We start from the raw sequence: 13,757 nt of genomic DNA, 5'->3' as shown, positions 1-13,757 counted from the left end.
AGCGTCGCAGGCGGGAAGCGGAAGAGCGACCGGCTGTTCCTTCACCGACGATGAAGCGGTTACTTCCCGGTTAGGCTCGCGCCCATGGATCCCGCTCGCCTCCGCCTGCTGCGCGAGCTCGGCGACCGCGGGAGCGTGGCCGCCGTCGCCGCGGCGCTGGGGGTGAGCCCCTCCGCGGTCTCCCAGCAGCTCGCCGCGCTGCAGGCCGGCGTCCCGGTGCCGCTCACGGTGAAGGAGGGGCGGCGGCTCGTGCTCACCGAGGCGGGCGAGGCGCTCGCGGTCGCGGGGACGCGGGTGCAGGCGGCACTCGCCGAGGCGGAGGACACCATCGGCTCGTTCCTCCGGCACGACGATCGCGCGGTGCTGGTGTCGGCGTTCCACAGCGCGGGGCTCGCCTTCTTCGGCCCGCTGCTCGCGGCGCTCGCCGACGGCCCGCGGGTGGCGCTCGCCGACGCGGACGTGGCGCAGAGCCGCTTCGCCGGGCTCACCGCCGACCACGACCTCGTCGTCGCGCACCGGCTGCCGCAGGATCCGGAGTGGCCGAGGGCCCGGCTGGTCGTCACCCCGCTCCTCGTCGAGCCGCTCGACATCGCGCTGCCGGCCGCGCATCCGCTCGCCGCGCAGTCGAGCATCCGGCCCGAGGAGCTCGCCGACGAGCAGTGGGTCTCGACGCACGAGGGCTTCCCGCTGACGGGTGTGCTCGAGCACCTCGGCGCGCTGATCGGCCGCGCCCCGCGGGTCGCGCACCGGATCAACGAGTTCTCCGTCGCCGCGCAGGTCGTCCGCTCCGGCGCCGCGATCGCGATCCTCCCGCGGATCACCGCGGCGCCGCTCGCGGTCGACGGCATGGTGCTCCGCCCCCTCGAGGGCGCCGGCCTCGTCCGCCACGTCGACGTCCTGGCCCGCCCGGACGCGCTGGCCCGCACCGCGGTCCGCACCGTGCTGGCGGCGCTGCGCCGCGTCGCGGCCGGCTGACGGCTCCACGTCCGGCGCCGGCGGATCTCGATACGCCCGCTCCGCGGGCTGCTCGATCAGCATCCGACGGGCTGCCCCCTGCACGATCGGCACGACCGGCACGTCCTCTGCTCGGGCTGCACGACAGGCATGGTCGGGCTGCCGTTTCATGCTGGTCGAGTAGCCCCGAAGGGGCGTATCGAGACCCGCCGTCATCAGCGGGGTGGTCTGCAGGCTGCTCGTCCGGAGCTGGGGGATCTCGATACGCCCGCTGCGCGGGCTACTCGATCAACATGGACGCCCGGCCTTCCGCGCGGGTGACTCGGTCGGCAGGAACGGGCAGCCGTTTCAGGCTGGTCGAGTAGCCCCGCAGGGGCGTATCGAGACCCGCCGTCGTCAGCGGGGTGGTCTGCAGGCTGCTCGTCTGGAGCTGGGGATCTCGATACGCCCGCTTCGCGGGCTACTCGATCAGCACGGTCGGCCGGCCCGCTGGGCGGGCTGCTCGTCCAGCAGGGACGGGCGGCCGTCCCTCGCGCCGCGAGGGCAGGCCGCTCGGCTGATCGACCATTCATCAGGGATGCGTTTCCGGGTGCGATTCCAGGTGCTCTTCCCGCTCGATCCGCGTACAATCGAGGGATGAGCGCAGTCGCAGGAACGCAGAAGCCCGGTCTCCGGGCGCATCAGGAGGCGACCCGCGCCTCCGTCCCCGAGCTCGTCTCGGGACTGCGCGAGATCGTCGGCGTGCGGCTGGTCGCCTACCTCGGGAACGTCAAGTCGACGCGTGCGGTCGCGGAATGGGCGGACGGCGCCCGGAAGCCCGGCGAGACGGACGTCGATCGGCTGCGACTCGCGTACCAGGTCGCGATCCTCCTCCGCGAGCAGAACGAGGCGGTGACGGTGCAGTCCTGGTTCAAGGGCATGAATCCGGCGCTCGGCGACGTCTCGCCGGCCCGCGTGCTGCGAGAGGGTGCGCCGGATGCGGTGGGCCCGGACGTCATGGGCGCCGCGAAGGCGTTCGCCTTCGTCGGATGACGCCGCAGCTGGTCGTCGCGCGAGACCCCGGGGAGGTCTGGCGCGTCGGGTACCGCCCGCGGCCCTGGGACTGGGCCGACTGGCGGTACGCCACCGATCACGGTCGCTTCAACGGGCGCTGGGACGATCAGCTCGCTGAGTTCCGGACGCTCTACACCGGCGAGTCCCTCGAGGCCTGCCTCTTCGAGGTATTGGCCCACTTCCGCCCCGAGCCCGGGATCGACTCCGAGCTCGACGAGATCGTGGACGCGGACGGCTGGGTCGAGCTGTTCCCGGACGCGGCGGCGGGAACGGTCGGCCGAGGCTGGGCAGCGGACCGGATGGTCGGGACGGCTCGCCAGACCGGCAGCTACTGCTTCATCACCCACTAAGAGCCTCGGCGCCGTCCAGGCGTCCTTCCCCTTCGAGCGGTTCGGGCTGACACCGTGTCTGCTCGACGCCTCGGTCGTCAAGAATCCGGACCACCGCGATCTGACACGGTCCATCGCCCGCTGGCTGTTCGATGAGCCGGGCCCCGACGGCCGTGACGCCGCTCTCGACGGGGTCGCCTTCCGGTCCCGATTCGGCGACGAGCTGCGGCTGTGGGCGGTCTTCGAGCGACCGGAGGATGCGGAGGAGGGCGCGAGTCACTGTCTGCTCGGCCGGAGCGAGGCGCCCCTCGATGTGGAGGCTCCCGAGCTGTCCCGGGTCTTCGCGGTGCACGGCATCCGCTGGGCTGACGACTCCTGACGGCGTTCGGCTGAACGTCTGTCGAGCTCCTCTCTCCTCGGCGGGCCGGGTCTGAAGACGCGGGTCTCGGCGTGGGTGGATCTCGATACGCCCGCGGCGCGGGCTGCTCGATCAGCATGAAGGAGCCGCCCGCTGCGCGGTCTGCGCGATCGGCATGACCGGCCGGCCTGCCACGCGGCTGCGCGATCGGCAGGTCGGCTGCAATCGCATGCTGGTCGAGTAGCCCCGCAGGGGCGTATCGAGACCCTGCGTCACCAGCAGGGCGGGTCTGCGGACTCGGGTTTCGGCGGGGGTGGATCTCGATACGCCCGCTGCGCGGGCTACTCGATCAGCATGGACGCCCGGCCATCCGGGCGGGCGACTCGGTCGGCAGGAACGGGCAGCCGTTTCATGCTGGTCGAGTAGCCCCGCAGGGGCGTATCGAGACCCGGCGTCGTCAGCGGGGTGGTCTGCAGGCTGCTCGTCCGGAGCTGGGGGATCTCGATACGCCCGCTTCGCGGGCTACTCGATCAGCATGAGAGAGAGGGCGGCTCTCCTCTCGAGGACCCTCAGCAGGAAGTGGAGGAGTAGCCGGTCAACGGCGTCGAAGACTCCGCGATGCGTGGAGGGGGCGGCCGGGATGCGAGGCTGGAAACCTGACTGCAACACGGTTTGCCCGTGCATCGGGGAGTCGGGGCCGTCTCGGCGCGGAAATCCTTCGTGCGACGACGCGGCGGAGTGCCCGGCTGCGGTCGACTGGTTCAGCGCCGCCCCCTCGGCGCGTGCCTTCCCCCGGGTCCGCCCCATCGGGTCCGCCCCACCCCCCCCAGCCCTCGACGTCCCTTGGAGCCCGCATGCCCCGCACCGCCCCGTCCCGGTCCCGCCTCCGCTCCGTGCTCGGCGTCCTCGCCGTCGCCGTCGTGGCCGGCACCACGCTCGCCGCCTGCTCCAACGGCTCCGACGCCGCCGAGTCCGGCGACGCCGGCTCGTTCGGCGAGGCCACGATGCAGCTCTCCTGGGTCCCCCACGTCGAGTTCGCGGGCGAGTACCTCGCCGACGCGAACGGCTACTTCGCCGACGCGGGCTTCGACTCCGTCACCCTCACCCCCGGCGGCACCGGCGCGACCGGCGCCGAGACCGCCATCGCGAGCGGCTCCGCCTTCGCCGGCGTCTCCTCGCCGCTGATCACCGGCCCCGCGATCTCGGAGGGCGCCGAGATGAAGATCGTCGGCGCGACCTACCAGAAGAACCCCTTCGCGATCGTCTCGCTGACCGACGCCCCGATCGAGACCCCCGAGGACATGGTCGGCAAGACCATCGGCGTCAGCGACAGCAACGACCTCGTCTGGCGCGCCTTCCTCGCCGCGAACGAGATCGACGAGGACGACGTCACCCGCGTGCCGCTCACCGACTCCACTCTGCTCACCACCGGCCAGGTCGACGGCTACATCGGCTACGCGACCGCCGGCGCCAACACGCTCAACCAGCGCGGCTTCTCGGCGCAGCAGTTCCTGCTCGCCGACACCGGCCTGCCGATGGTCGGCGAGACCATCGTCGTGGCGCAGGAGAGCATCGACGACGACCGCGAGAAGGTCAAGGCGCTGCTCTACGCGGTCGCCCGCGGCTGGCAGGACGCCGTCGCCGACCCGGACGCGACCGCCGCGACCGTCGTCGCCGACTACGCCGCCGACCAGAACTACAAGGTCGAGGAGCAGGCGCAGGTCATGGTCACCCAGACCGAGCTGATCAGCACCCCGGACACCGACGCGAACGGCCTGCTCACCATCACGCCGCAGCTGCAGGACGAGTCGGTCGCCTCGCTCGCCCTCACCGGCATCGAGCTCGACGCCGAGGAGCTCTTCGACACCACGCTGATCGACGAGGTCTACGAGGAGCACCCGGAGCTGCTCGAGGGCTGACCCTCGACCCGGCCGGGCCCTGAGACGGTCCCGGCCACGACCACCACGGACCGCGCGGAGAGGACGAGCAGTTGACCGAGCAAGCGACCACCATCCAGGACGAGGGCATCCGCCTGTCGGGCCTGAGCAAGCGCTTCGACCTGGGCAGCCGCTCGGTGCAGGCCCTCGCCGAGGTCGACCTCGTCACTCCGCGCGGCTCCTTCCTCTCGCTGCTCGGCCCCTCCGGCTGCGGCAAGTCGACGATCCTGCGGATGCTGGCCGGCCTCGAGAAGCCCACCACCGGCTCCGTCTCGATCCACGGCACCCCCGTGCTCGGCACGAAGCGCTCGGCCGAGCTCGGCATCGCGTTCCAGGACTCGGCGCTGCTGCCCTGGCGCTCGGTGCGCTCGAACGTCCGGCTGCCGCTGGAGCTGACCCGGCAGGCGGCGAAGCGCGACAGCATCCCGGACCTGCTCGACCTCGTCGGGCTGACCGGGTTCGAGGACGCCTACCCCTCGCAGCTCTCCGGCGGCATGCGCCAGCGCGCCTCGATCGCCCGCGCCCTGGTCGTCCAGCCCGACCTGCTGCTGCTCGACGAGCCGTTCGGCGCCCTGGACGACATGACCCGGCAGCGGCTCAACCTGGAGCTGCAGCGGATCTGGACCGCGCGCCCCGCGACCACGCTGATGGTCACCCACGGCATCGCCGAGGCGATCCTGCTCTCGGACACGGTCGCCGTGATGTCGCCGCGTCCCGGCCGGATCGTCGAGGTGATCGACATCGACCTGCCGCGCCCGCGCACGGTCGAGATGCTGCGCAGTCCTGAATTCCATGCGATCGAGGACCGCATCACCGACATCCTGTTCTCGCAGCACGGCGTCGCGATGGAGGACGAGGCGTGACGCCCTGGATCCGCACCAACTGGCGCGTGTTCGCCGGGCTCGCCGTCTTCGTGGCGGTCTGGTGGATCCTCGCCGACACCGTCTACCGCGAGAGCCGCGCCGTGCCGAGCCCCGGCGCGATCATCGCCGCGTTCGTCCGCGACGGGCCGCTCTTCTACCTCCGCAACGTCGGCGACACCGTGCTCGCCGCCGGCCAGGGCTACCTCTGGGGCAATCTCGCGGCGCTGGCGCTGGCCGCCGTCGCGCTGCTGCTGCCGTGGACCCACCGCGTGATCGAGCAGATCGGCGTGATCAGCCACTGCCTGCCGCTGACCGCGGTCGGCCCGGTGATCCTGGTGATCTTCGGCGGCCGCACCACCTCGATCTTCCTCGCGGCGCTGCTCGTCTTCTTCACCACGCTGATCGGCGCGCTGCTGGGCGTCCGCTCGGCCCCGCGCACCGCGCTCGACCTCGTCTCCGCCTACCGTGGCGGCCGCTGGGCGAAGATCGTCAAGGTGCAGGCCATCGCGGCCGTGCCCGCGACGATCACCGCGCTGCAGGTCGGCGTGCCGGCGGCCATCCTCGGCGCCGTGCTCGGCGAGTACCTCGGCGGAGTGACCACCGGCCTCGGCGTCGCCCTCGCGGTCGCGCAGCGCCAGATGGACGTCGAACGGGCCTGGGCCTTCGCCGTCACCAGCGGACTCGTGACGATCATCGGCTACGCGCTGATCGCCGCGCTCGGCCGCTGGCTGATGCCGCTGGTCGTCGGCCGCCCGCGCGCCGCCCGCCGCCGCGCCCGCGTCGAGGTCGCCCGCAGCACGGGAGGCGTCGTATGAGCACCGCGACCCGCACCCCCTCCTCCTCCACGCGCGCCGCCCGCCGGCCGAGCGACCTCACCGGCCGGATGGTGCTCCGCATCGTCCGCGGCGAGCTCGTGCCGCTCGCGGTCGCCGCGGTCCTCGCGCTCGCGTTCTGGTACGCCTTCCTCGCGATCACCGACATCTCGCCGCTGCTGGGCAAGACGCCGACCGACGTCGCCGAGTACCTCTTTGTCGAGGCGGACGCCGCGGAGAACCGCGCGATCGTCTTCGGCAACCTCGGCGTGACGGCCGTCGACGCGCTCGTCGGCTACGTCGCGGGCCTGCTGGTCGCCCTCGCGATCGCGGTGCTGTTCGTGCTGATCCGCTCGCTCGAGGCGACGGTGATGCCGATCGCGATGCTGCTGAAGTCGATGCCGCTGATCGTGGTGACGCCGCTGGTGACTCTGGCGATCGGCAACGGGATCGGCGCCGTCGCCACCGTCGGCGCGATCGCGGTGTTCTTCCCGGCGCTGGTCACGGTCGGCTTCGGCCTCCGCTCGCTCTCGCGCGAGTCCTTCGAGCTGGTCTCGGTCTACGGCGGCTCGCCGCTGGACGTGCTGCTCAAGGTGGCGCTGCCGACCGCGGTGCCGGCGATCTTCGCGGCCGCCAAGGTCGCGGTGCCCTCCGCGCTGAGCGGCGCGATGCTGGCCGAGTGGCTGGCGACGGGGCAGGGGCTCGGCGGTGCGGTGCAGCGCGCCTCCGCCGGATTCCGCTACGACGAGCTGTGGGCGTCGCTCGCGGTGATCACGGCGCTGGGAGTCGTCGCCTACGCGGTCGTCGCGATCGGCGAGAGACTGGCAGCCGTCCGCTTCGGCGGACAGAACTGAGGACGGACATGAGCACCACCACGAGCATCACCGGCGCCGTCTGGGACGGCACCCGCGCCCTCGGCACGGCGACCCTGGCCTGGAGCGGCGACGCGATCGCCTCCGTCGAGCCGGCCGACGGCCCGAGCGGCGAGCGCGGATCGGGGGAGCTCTCGATCATCCCCGGCCTCGTCGACACCCACGTGCACCTCGGCGCCTACTCCGGCGCGGGCACGGCCGACTTCGCCTCCTGGCCGCTGGTCACCCCGCGCGAGGAGCGCGTCTTCCACATCGCGAACAACGCGCGGAAGGCCGCGCGGGCGGGCGTGACCACGCTGCGCGACCTCGGCGCGGATGAGCTGCAGATGACCGTGGCGCGGATGTTCGAGCAGGGCATCGCGGAGGGCCCGCGGATCGTCACGCACGGCGCCGTGGGCATGACCGCCGGTCACGGCGACCTCTTCGTGCCGCCGCACTACCCGCACCGCGACCGCGTCGCCGACAGCCCCGACGAGTGCCGCCGCCTGGTGCGCACCTGGGCGCGGGCCGGCGCGGACGGCATCAAGATCTACACCAGCGGCGGCGTGCTCTCGATGGGCGACAAGGTCGGCTGGCGGAACCAGACCGACGAGGAGATCGCCGCGACCATCGACGAGGCGCACGCGCTCGGGATGCCCGTCGCGGCGCACACCCACTCGGAGGTCGGCCTGGACCGGGCGCTCGCGCTCGGCGTCGACTCGATCGAGCACGGCACCGCGATCGGGCCGCAGCACTGGGCCACGCTCGTCGAGCGGAACCTGCCCGTCGCGCCGACCCTCTTCATCAACGACGTGATCGCGGCCGGGCGGGCGCCGTCGTCGCCGGAGGCGTCGCTCAAGGCGCAGGACGTGGTCGCCGTGCGCGACGCGGGCTTCCTCGCCGCGGGCCAGGCGGGCGTCCGCTTCGTGCTCGGCACCGACGCGAACGGCGTCTACGTGGACTGGGGCGAGCAGCTCGACGAGGTGCGGCGGATGCGCGAGTCGTTCGGCTGGAGCTCCGAGCGGGCCCTGATCTCCGCGACCTCGGACGCCGCGGCCGTCGTCGGACTCGGCGCCAAGGTCGGCCGTCTCGCGCCCGGCTTCGGCGCCGACTTCGTCGTGCTGCGCGGCCGCCCGTGGGAGAGCATCGACGACCTGCGCGCCGAGAGCATCGTCGCCGTCGTCTCGCGCGGCCGCGTCGTCTCGGGGGAGCTGCCGCGATGACCGCCACCGCGACCCGCCGCTTCGTGACCGCGGAGGCGCTCGGCGCTCCCCGTGGCGCGTACAGTCACGCCGTCGAGGCGCACGGCGTCGTCTACGGCTCGGCGATCGGGCCGTTCGCGCCCGGCGACGGCTCGGTGCCGGAGGGCACGGTTCCGGAGGGGATCACCGCGCAGACCGCCGCGGCCCTCGACAACATCGAGCGGCTGCTCGCCACGGAGTTCGGCCTCGGGCTCGGCGACGTGGTGCGCGTCACGATGATCCTCAGCCATTTCGAGCGCGACTTCGCCGCCGCGTCCGAGGTCTACGGAGCGCGGTTCGCCGTCGATCCGCCGGCCCGCACCGTGATCGGCGCGGTGCTGCCGGGGCCGCTCGTGGCGCTGGACTTCATCGCCGCGCGTCCCTGAACCCGCTCTCCGCTCCTGATCGCACGCACTACCGCACGCACCACCGCCGGCACCGACGAAAGGCTCCCGTGACCTCCGACTCCTTCCTCCTCGGTCTGCCCAAGGTCGAGCTGCACGTGCACCTGGAGGGGACGCTCGAGCCCGAGCTGCGCGCGCAGCTGGCCGAGCGCAACGGCCTGCCCGTGCCCGAGGTGCTCGCCTACGACTTCGACTCGCTCGCCTCGTTCCTCGCCGTCTACTACCCGGCGATGGACGTGCTGCGCGAGGAGCAGGACTTCTACGACCTCGCGACGGCCTACTTCCGCCGGGCCGCGGCGGACGGGGTGGTCCGCGTGGAGGCGTTCTTCGATCCGCAGGCGCACACCTCGCGCGGGGTGCCGTTCGAGGCGGTGATCGGCGGCTACCACCGCGCCGCGCAGGACGCCGCGCAGCTGGGCGTCGACGCCGCGCTGATCCTCTGCTTCCTCCGCGACCTGTCGGCGGAGAGCGCGGCGGAGACGCTCGAGCGCGCGCTGCCGTTCGCCGACCGGCTGATCGGCGTGGGCCTGGACTCGGACGAGCGCGGCAACCCGCCGGCGAAGTTCCGCGAGGTGTTCGCGCGGGCCCGCGAGGCCGGGCTGAAGCTGACGATGCACTGCGACGTCGACCAGCCCAACGGCGTCGAGCACCTGCGCCAGGTGCTCGAGGAGATCGGCGTGGATCGGATCGACCACGGCACGAACATCGTCGAGGCGCCCGAGCTGATCGAGGTGCTCGTCGAGCGCGGGCTCGCGCTGACCTGCTGCCCGCTCTCGAACTCCTTCGTCTCGAGCGACTCGAAGGCGCCCGAGATGCGCGCGCTGCTCGAGCGCGGCGTGCGGGTGACGGTCAACTCCGACGACCCGGCCTACTTCGGCGGCTACATCGCCGACAACTACGCGGCGCTCGCCGACGCGGGCTTCACCCGCGACGAGCTGGTGCAGCTGGCGCGCAACTCGGTGCTGGGCTCGTGGGCGTCCGAGGTGTCGAAGGCGGAGCTGCTCGCCCGGATCGACGCGTACGCGGGCTGACCTCCGGGCCGAGCCGCACGAGCGGACCCGAGCCGGGGCCTGACCCGGTCGCAGCGCCCGGTTCGGGTCCGGTCGCGCGCTCGCAGCCCTTCGAGTGGACGCGTGCCGGGGTCTGCTGCGGTGGCGGAGCCCGTTCCGCGTCCAGTCGCGTCTGGCGCGCGCTCCGTCCGCTCAGTGCTGATGCTCGTCCTCCCAGCGGGGGAACGGGTCGGCGAGGGTGCGCCAGAGGTCCGGGCCGGCGAGGAGCTCGCGGGGCGTGAGCAGGCAGCCGTGCAGGACCCGGGTCAGCTCGTCGACGTCGAGGTCGCGACCGAGGAAGACGATCTCCTGGCCGACGGGCGCGTCGGTGCTCCAGCTGCGGATCGCCGTGGGGTCGAGGCTCAGGACGTCGCCGGCGATCGACCAGGACGCGACCCGATCGGCGCGGCTGGCGAGGCGGACCAGGCCGCGCGAGCGGAGGATCCGGCCGACGCGGTGCGCGACGAACTCGTCGGCGACGGCCGTGTTCAGGCGGCCGGGGTGGAACGGCAGCGGATCGCGGAAGACGAACGTGGTCACCGATCCCGCGTCGCCCGGGACACCGCGGAGGGCCCGCTGCCAGCCGAGGTCGGAGGCGAGGCGGTGCGCGCGCTGCGGGGTGAGGACGGCGCGGCGCTGCCGGTAGCGGTCGAGGTCGCGCTCGGTGAGGATCTCCGCCCCGGGCGAGAGCGCCCGCAGCAGGTCGACGGCGGGCGAGGCTCCCGCGCCGTCGCCGTCGGTCAGGACGATCAGGCCGGCGAACTCGAGGCGCGTCGCGAGTCGCTCGGCGCGGTCCCACTGCGGCGGCTCCTGCTCCGACCCCTGCTCCGCGGCCTCGCCGAGCAGCACCCGGGTCACCTCGTCGACCGAGGTGACGGCGACGACGTCGAGGACGCCGATCCGGGTGTCGCCGGGGTGCCGCCGGACGCAGAGGTGCTCGAGGACGAGGGCGACCTCCATCGGGTCGGCGACCGGGTCGAGCGAGATCGCGGTGATGCCGCTCTCGCCGTCGTCGGCCTGGCGGGCCAGCTCTGCTGCGAGCTCCGCCGCGAACTCCGCGCTGTCCGAGTCCGGGAGGTCGACGGCGAAGCTCTCGACGGACGTGACCCCGCCGGACAGCTGCCGCGCGATCCGGGCGCTGTCGTCCGCGTCGGTCGCGCTCACCAGGGTGACGGCGAGGACGGGTGGTCGGGGGAGTGGGCGCAGAGTCTCCATGGCGAGCTACTCTAAACGATAATCGTTATCAACTAGAAGGAGCACTCGTGAAGGTCCGCAACTCGCTGAAGTCCATGAAGTCGATGCCGGGGTCGCAGGTGGTGCGCCGCCGCGGCCGCGTCTTCGTCATCAACAAGCTCAACCCGCGGTTCAAGGCGCGCCAGGGCTGAGGCACGGGCTGCACTCGGTTGCGCCGACCGCGGTCAGCCCTCGAGGGCGTGCCGGACCGCGTCGTCGACGATGTGGCTGACGTGGGTGTCGGCGACGGAGTAGTGCGCCTCGCGTCCGATCCGCTCGACGGCGACCAGGCCGGCCGCGCGGAGGGTGCGCAGGTGCTGCGAGACCAGGGGCTGCGAGAGCCCGGTGGTCTCGGCGAGGTGCCCGACGGTCGACCGCTCGCTCGCCAGGGCGCGGAGCAGGCGCAGCCGCGAGGAGGAGGAGAGCACCTTGAAGAGCTCGGCCGCGGGTTCGAGATCCTCGGTCATCGGCGCCTCCAGGTCATCTGCTCATCCAAGCAGACGTGCATGGAACGCGCGGCCTGCCGGCCGAGTGGCCCCTTCCTTGCTGGTCGAGTAGCCCCGGAGGGGCGTATCGAGACCCACCGTCCCCAGGAGGGTGGTCTGCAGGCTCGACTTCTGATGCTGGTGGATCTCGATACGCCCGCTGCGCGGGCTACTCGATCAGCATGGAGAGCATGGTGGTCGAGCAGCCCCGGAGGGGCGTCCTCCATGCTGGTCGAGTAGCCCCGGAGGGGCGTATCGAGACCCGCCGTCCCCAGGAGGGTGGTCTGCAGGCTCGACTTCTGATGCTGGTGGATCTCGATACGCCCGCTGCGCGGGCTACTCGATCAGCATGAGGACTGAACGGGCCTGCCCTTCTCCATGCTGGTCGAGTAGCCCCGCAGGGGCGTATCGAGACCCGCCGTCCCCGAGAGGGCGGTCTGCAGGCTCGTCCTTCTGGTGTTGGTGGATCTCGATACGCCCGCGCAGCGGGCTACTCGATCAGCATGAAGAGCTTGCTGGTCGAGCGGCCCCGGCTGAGCGTGTTTCATGGTGGTCGAGTAGCCCCGGAGGGGCGTATCGAGACCCGTCGTGAGCCTCAGCGGGCGAGGGTGCCCTCGCCCCGCAGTCGCCCGTCGGCCAGCTGCACGACGCGGTCGGCGAGCGCGATCACGGCCGGGTCGTGCGAGACGCAGACGACGGCGACGCCGCGCTCCGCCTCGGCGCGCAGGATCTCCCGGATGCGCTCGGCGCTCGCCGTATCGAGCCCGGTCGTGGGTTCGTCCAGGAGGAGCAGATCGGCGCCGCGCGCCAGCCCCTGCGCGAGCAGCGTCCGCTGGCGCTGCCCGCCGGACAGCACGGCGAACGGCTCGGCCGCGAGTCCGGAGATCTCGAGCCGCTCCATCGCGGCGGCGACCACCGCGCGCAGGTCCGGTCCGACCCGGCGCCAGCGGCCGGTGCGGCCCCAGACGCCGACCGTCACGACGTCGCGGACGGTCACGGGGAGGCGGTCCGAGACGGCGGTGCGCTGCGGGACGAAGGCGATCGCGGACGAGACCGAGCGCACTCCCCGGGAGGGCCGCCGGGTGCCGGCGATCACCTCGAGCAGCGTGGACTTGCCCGCGCCGTTCGGCCCCGCGACGACGGTCAGCGTGCCCGCCGGGATCTCGAGATCGACCTCGCTGAGCGCGACCCGCTCGCCGAAGTCGACGCCGACCCCGCGGAGGCCGACGCGGGCGGGGGACTGCTGACTGCTGGACACGACCCCGAGCGTACCAGTTTGATAATCGTTCTCATTATCCGTTACGGTCGGGCACCATGCCTGCCCTCCTCTCCGGGATCCTCGAGCCGTTCGCGCTCGACTTCCTTCAGCGCGCCCTCGTCGGCGGCGCCCTCGTCGCCGTCCTCTGCGGCGTCGTCGGGACCTGGGTCGTGATCCGCGGCATGGCGTTCCTCGGTGAGGCGCTCGCCCACGGGATGCTCCCCGGCGTCGCGCTGGCGACCGTGCTCGGCGCGCCCGTGCTGGTCGGCGGGGCGGCGAGCGCCGTCGCGATGAGCCTCGGCATCGCCGCGCTGCAGCGCCGGGGCCGCCTGTCCTACGACACGAGCATCGGCATGCTCTTCGTCTCGATGCTCGCGCTCGGCGTGATCATCATCAGCCACTCCGGCAGCTTCGCGACCGACGCGACCTCGATCCTGTTCGGCGACATCCTCGCCATCGCACCGGTCGACCTCGTGCTGCTGGCCGTCGCCGCCGGCATCGGGCTGGCGGTCGCGGCGGTGTTCCACCGCTCGCTGGTGGCGCTCGCGCTCGACCACCGGATCGCCGCCGTCCTCGGGCTCGGCCCGCGCTCGGCTCAGGCCGCGCTGGTCGGGCTGGTCACCCTCGCGGTCGTCGCCTCGTACCAGGCCGTCGGCTCGCTCCTGGTCGTCGGGCTGCTCCTCGCGCCCGCCGTCGCCGCGGGCCACTGGACGACGCGGATCCCGACCCGGATGGCGCTCGCCGCCGTACTCGGCGTGCTCTCCGTCCTCGTCGGGCTGCTCGTCTCCTGGTACGCGGCGACCGCTGCGGGCGCCTCCGTCGCCGCCACCGCCCTCGCCGTCTCCGGACTGTCCTGGGCGCTGCGGGCGATGACCGTGTCGCGACGTCCGCGCCGGGTCGCCGCCGCCGTCCCCGCCTGATCCCCCTCCG

Annotated in this window: 16 protein-coding genes; 12 read left to right on the top strand and 4 right to left on the bottom strand. The window is 72.8% G+C overall.

Annotated elements, in window-relative coordinates; genetic code table 11:
• Nucleotides 1–84 precede the first annotated feature (84 nt).
• From EDF17_RS10215 to EDF17_RS10205, 3 genes are all read left to right on the top strand, one after another.
• A complete protein-coding gene (locus tag EDF17_RS10215; protein WP_123446997.1) occupies nucleotides 85–975 on the top strand; it encodes a LysR family transcriptional regulator in 891 nt (296 codons plus the stop codon).
• A 615-nt stretch (nucleotides 976–1,590) separates the two neighbouring features.
• On the top strand, nucleotides 1,591–1,986 hold the full coding sequence (locus tag EDF17_RS10210) for a hypothetical protein (protein ID WP_123446996.1): 396 nt from the start codon (nucleotides 1,591–1,593) through the stop codon (nucleotides 1,984–1,986).
• Nucleotides 1,983–2,357, top strand: coding sequence for an RES family NAD+ phosphorylase (locus EDF17_RS10205; protein WP_123446995.1), 375 nt, complete (start codon nucleotides 1,983–1,985; stop codon nucleotides 2,355–2,357). The genes EDF17_RS10210 and EDF17_RS10205 overlap by 4 nt, the downstream gene beginning before the upstream one ends.
• Here EDF17_RS10205 and EDF17_RS10200 read toward each other — a convergent pair.
• Entirely contained in the window at nucleotides 2,347–2,688 is a 342-nt protein-coding gene (locus EDF17_RS10200; protein ID WP_123446994.1) for a hypothetical protein, read from the bottom strand. The two genes, EDF17_RS10205 and EDF17_RS10200, sit on opposite strands and share 11 nt — an antisense overlap.
• Before the next feature lie 860 nt (nucleotides 2,689–3,548).
• On the opposite strand from EDF17_RS10200, the gene EDF17_RS10195 reads away from it, so the two are divergent.
• From EDF17_RS10195 to add, 7 genes are all read left to right on the top strand, one after another.
• On the top strand, nucleotides 3,549–4,613 hold the full coding sequence (locus EDF17_RS10195) for an ABC transporter substrate-binding protein (RefSeq protein ID WP_123446993.1): 1,065 nt from the start codon (nucleotides 3,549–3,551) through the stop codon (nucleotides 4,611–4,613).
• Nucleotides 4,614–4,684: 71 nt separating this feature from the next.
• Nucleotides 4,685–5,494 (top strand): ABC transporter ATP-binding protein, encoded by an 810-nt coding sequence (locus tag EDF17_RS10190; protein WP_123446992.1) that lies wholly within the window; start codon nucleotides 4,685–4,687, stop codon nucleotides 5,492–5,494.
• Entirely contained in the window at nucleotides 5,491–6,309 is an 819-nt protein-coding gene (locus EDF17_RS10185) for an ABC transporter permease subunit (RefSeq protein ID WP_123446991.1), read from the top strand. The genes EDF17_RS10190 and EDF17_RS10185 overlap by 4 nt, the downstream gene beginning before the upstream one ends.
• Nucleotides 6,306–7,160, top strand: a complete 855-nt coding sequence (locus EDF17_RS10180; protein ID WP_123446990.1) for an ABC transporter permease subunit — start codon at nucleotides 6,306–6,308, stop codon at nucleotides 7,158–7,160. Before EDF17_RS10185 ends, EDF17_RS10180 begins: the two co-directional genes overlap by 4 nt.
• Before the next feature lie 8 nt (nucleotides 7,161–7,168).
• Entirely contained in the window at nucleotides 7,169–8,380 is a 1,212-nt protein-coding gene (locus EDF17_RS10175) for an amidohydrolase family protein (protein WP_123446989.1), read from the top strand.
• Nucleotides 8,377–8,784 carry a RidA family protein gene (locus EDF17_RS10170; protein ID WP_123446988.1) on the top strand — a complete coding sequence of 136 codons (408 nt, stop codon included), beginning with the start codon at nucleotides 8,377–8,379 and terminating at the stop codon, nucleotides 8,782–8,784. The genes EDF17_RS10175 and EDF17_RS10170 overlap by 4 nt, the downstream gene beginning before the upstream one ends.
• A gap of 68 nt (nucleotides 8,785–8,852) precedes the next feature.
• Nucleotides 8,853–9,833 (top strand): adenosine deaminase, encoded by a 981-nt coding sequence (gene add / locus EDF17_RS10165; RefSeq protein WP_123446987.1) that lies wholly within the window; start codon nucleotides 8,853–8,855, stop codon nucleotides 9,831–9,833.
• Between the two features lie 171 nt (nucleotides 9,834–10,004).
• Here add and EDF17_RS10160 read toward each other — a convergent pair whose 3' ends face one another.
• A complete protein-coding gene (locus EDF17_RS10160; RefSeq protein ID WP_123446986.1) occupies nucleotides 10,005–11,066 on the bottom strand; it encodes a GTP-binding protein in 1,062 nt (353 codons plus the stop codon).
• 47 nt (nucleotides 11,067–11,113) lie between these two features.
• Here EDF17_RS10160 and ykgO point away from each other — a divergent pair, with 47 nt between their 5' ends.
• Nucleotides 11,114–11,236 carry a type B 50S ribosomal protein L36 gene (ykgO, locus tag EDF17_RS10155; protein ID WP_123446985.1) on the top strand — a complete coding sequence of 41 codons (123 nt, stop codon included), beginning with the start codon at nucleotides 11,114–11,116 and terminating at the stop codon, nucleotides 11,234–11,236.
• 33 nt (nucleotides 11,237–11,269) lie between these two features.
• Here the strand turns inward: ykgO and EDF17_RS10150 are convergent, their stop codons facing one another.
• Together EDF17_RS10150 and aztA are read right to left on the bottom strand one after the other, a co-directional pair.
• On the bottom strand, nucleotides 11,270–11,551 hold the full coding sequence (locus tag EDF17_RS10150; protein WP_123446984.1) for a metalloregulator ArsR/SmtB family transcription factor: 282 nt from the start codon (nucleotides 11,549–11,551) through the stop codon (nucleotides 11,270–11,272).
• 613 nt (nucleotides 11,552–12,164) lie between these two features.
• A complete protein-coding gene (gene aztA, locus EDF17_RS10145) occupies nucleotides 12,165–12,827 on the bottom strand; it encodes a zinc ABC transporter ATP-binding protein AztA (RefSeq protein ID WP_123446983.1) in 663 nt (220 codons plus the stop codon).
• A gap of 56 nt (nucleotides 12,828–12,883) precedes the next feature.
• On the opposite strand from aztA, the gene aztB reads away from it, so the two are divergent.
• Nucleotides 12,884–13,747 carry a zinc ABC transporter permease AztB gene (gene aztB / locus EDF17_RS10140; RefSeq protein WP_123446982.1) on the top strand — a complete coding sequence of 288 codons (864 nt, stop codon included), beginning with the start codon at nucleotides 12,884–12,886 and terminating at the stop codon, nucleotides 13,745–13,747.
• Nucleotides 13,748–13,757: the final 10 nt, after the last annotated feature.

This window comes from Rathayibacter sp. PhB1 (genome assembly GCF_004362935.1).
In the GTDB taxonomy this organism is placed as follows: Bacteria; Actinomycetota; Actinomycetes; order Actinomycetales; family Microbacteriaceae; genus Rathayibacter; species Rathayibacter festucae.
Note: the sequence above shows the minus strand (reverse complement) of the source record. Positions and strands in the feature narration are given on the sequence as shown.

What these genes read in the sequence shown, in the direction of transcription:
- EDF17_RS10215 (WP_123446997.1), top strand. Translation starts at nt 85, where the DNA reads ATGGATCCCGCTCGCCTCCGCCTGCTGCGCGAGCTCGGCGACCGCGGG.
- EDF17_RS10210 (WP_123446996.1), top strand. Translation starts at nt 1,591, where the DNA reads ATGAGCGCAGTCGCAGGAACGCAGAAGCCCGGTCTCCGGGCGCATCAG.
- EDF17_RS10205 (WP_123446995.1), top strand. Translation starts at nt 1,983, where the DNA reads ATGACGCCGCAGCTGGTCGTCGCGCGAGACCCCGGGGAGGTCTGGCGC.
- EDF17_RS10195 (WP_123446993.1), top strand. Translation starts at nt 3,549, where the DNA reads ATGCCCCGCACCGCCCCGTCCCGGTCCCGCCTCCGCTCCGTGCTCGGC.
- EDF17_RS10180 (WP_123446990.1), top strand. Translation starts at nt 6,306, where the DNA reads ATGAGCACCGCGACCCGCACCCCCTCCTCCTCCACGCGCGCCGCCCGC.
- EDF17_RS10175 (WP_123446989.1), top strand. Translation starts at nt 7,169, where the DNA reads ATGAGCACCACCACGAGCATCACCGGCGCCGTCTGGGACGGCACCCGC.
- EDF17_RS10170 (WP_123446988.1), top strand. Translation starts at nt 8,377, where the DNA reads ATGACCGCCACCGCGACCCGCCGCTTCGTGACCGCGGAGGCGCTCGGC.
- EDF17_RS10160 (WP_123446986.1), bottom strand. Translation starts at nt 11,066, where the DNA reads ATGGAGACTCTGCGCCCACTCCCCCGACCACCCGTCCTCGCCGTCACC.
- EDF17_RS10150 (WP_123446984.1), bottom strand. Translation starts at nt 11,551, where the DNA reads ATGACCGAGGATCTCGAACCCGCGGCCGAGCTCTTCAAGGTGCTCTCC.
- aztB (WP_123446982.1), top strand. Translation starts at nt 12,884, where the DNA reads ATGCCTGCCCTCCTCTCCGGGATCCTCGAGCCGTTCGCGCTCGACTTC.